Origin of the sequence: Intestinibacter sp., from assembly GCF_022780145.1 — a bacterium.
GTDB lineage: Bacteria > Bacillota > Clostridia > Peptostreptococcales > Peptostreptococcaceae > Intestinibacter.
Window position 1 is genome coordinate 1 of sequence record NZ_JALEXO010000196.1, and the last position, 2,331, is coordinate 2,331.

Annotated in this window: 1 protein-coding gene; it reads left to right on the forward strand. The window is 29.6% G+C overall.

Features of this window, described 5'->3' with window-relative positions:
* Window positions 1-416 precede the first annotated feature (416 nt).
* A partial coding sequence (locus tag MR593_RS07640; RefSeq protein WP_290691581.1) for an SH3 domain-containing protein occupies window positions 417-2,331 on the forward strand: 1,915 nt, incomplete at its 3' end.

Consider the following 2,331-nt stretch of genomic DNA (forward strand, 5'->3'; position numbering starts at 1 on the left):
CTCTGAAATAATTTGTAAATACACACTTAAGAATATACATGGCGAAAAAGATCAAAAAATATTTGAAAGCGGTTTAAATTACTTCAAATAGGATTTAGATAATAATTTATATATAAGATGGATTTCTTTATCGGCAGTCCATCTTTTTTTGAAAAAAATAAAAAAAGTGGCGATTTTTTAGAAAAAATATAGTCTATATATATGAAAGGGGAAATAGAAAATATTAGGAAAATGTATTCATCTATGATATTATAAAAGTAATTATAATAAATGAAGTAGTATATTTATTGATGTTTATGTTGACTTTATGTTTTTATTAAGATACTATTTAACTATATACTACATTTGTAGTATATAGTTAAATAGTATCGGCTATATCAGAAATAGGTACTTATACAAAAGGGGGAGTTTATTTTATGGTAAAACAATTTAGAAAATCTGCATGTTTTTTAACAGTATTAGGCTTATTACTTTCTTTTGGTTTTAGCTCAGGAAGCTCTTATGCTATGGAAAAACAAGATAAAAATCCAGCTATTTCGAGAGCATTATCGAATTCACAAGTAATGGATAATGATGAAGAAGATTATTCTTTAAATATCGATTGGGGATTTGATGAAGATGAATATTTAGAAAGTGAACAAGATGATCTTGAAGAAAATGGTTTCTATTATATAGTAAACGATAGAAATGAAGCAGTAATAACTGGATATTATGACGTAGATGAAGATTACAATCCTATTGGAGATAAAGATGTAGTTGTTCCAAATACTCTTGGTGGGTATCCAGTTACAATGATTTACGATTATGCATTTTCTATGTTAGAGGTTACTGAAAGCATTACAATACCAGAAGGAGTAAAAGTTATAGGGGAAGCAGCTTTTGCTAACTGTGAAGGATTAAAAAAAGTAAATATACCAAGTACAGTTACAACTATAGATGCTGTAGCATTTGGTGCAAATAGCAGTTTAGAAGCTATAGTTATACCTAATAATGTAGTTGAATTAGGTATAGGTGTCTTAGCTATGAATGAATCTCTAAAAGAGGTAACTTTACCAAATACTATAAATAAAATACCAGAAGGTACATTTATGTATTGTGAATCTTTAGAAAAAATAGATATACCAAAAAGTGTTACAGAAATAGAAGCAGGCGCTTTTGGAGGAACAGGATTTACTGAATTTACAGTACCAGATACTATTACTACTATAGGTGATAATGCGTTTGCTGAATGTGAAAATTTAGTAAAAGTTACAATACCAAAATCAGTTACTAAAATAGGTGATGGTATATTTGAAGAATGTACAAAAACAGTTACAATTTATGGTGAAAAAGGTTCATATGCACAAACTTATGCAAATAACAATAAAATACCATTTAAGGCTATAAATGATACACCAGAACCAGAATTACCAGTAATAGCAACAGGGGTAACAACATCTACATTAAAGGTAAGAGATGGTGCAGGTACAACATACACTCAAATAGATTATTTAGCAAAAGGAACAAAAGTAGAAATAGTAGAAAAATGCTCAAATGGCTGGTATAAAATAAAAAATAACGGTTCATACGGATATGTATCAGGAAAATATGTTAAATTAGACACTACAGAAGAACTACCAGTAATAGCAACAGGAGTGACAACATCTACTCTAAAGGTAAGAAATGGTGCAGGAACAGGTTATGCTCAAATAGATTACTTAGCAAAAGGAACAAAAGTAGAAATAGTAGAAAAATGCTCAAATGGCTGGTATAAAATAAAAAATAATGGTTCATACGGATATGTAACAGGAAAATATGTGAAACTAGATAGCTCTGAAGAAGTAAAAGTAATAGCAACAGGAGTCACAACAGGTGATCTAAATGTAAGAAAAGGAGCATCAACAGAATACGCTAGAATAGGTACATTGACAAAAGGAACAAAGGTAGAAATAGTAGAAAAATTATCAAATGGTTGGTATAAAATAAAATACAACGGAGCATATGGATATGTATCAGGTAAGTATGTTAAATTAGATGGCTCTGAAGAAGTAAAAGTAGTAGCAACAGGAGTAACAACTGCAAGCTTAAATGTAAGAAAAGGAGCAGATACAAGTTATTCTAAGATAGGAACTTTAGCAAAAGGAACAAAAGTAGAAATAGTAGAAAAATTATCAAATGGTTGGTATAAAATAAAATACAATGGTTCATATGGATATGTATCAGGAACATATGTAAAATTAGATGGACAAGCTAGCGAAGTAATAGCAACAGGAGTAACAACTGCTAATTTAAATGTAAGAAAAGGAGCAGGTACAGATTACGCTAAAATAGGTTACTTAGCAAAAGGAACAA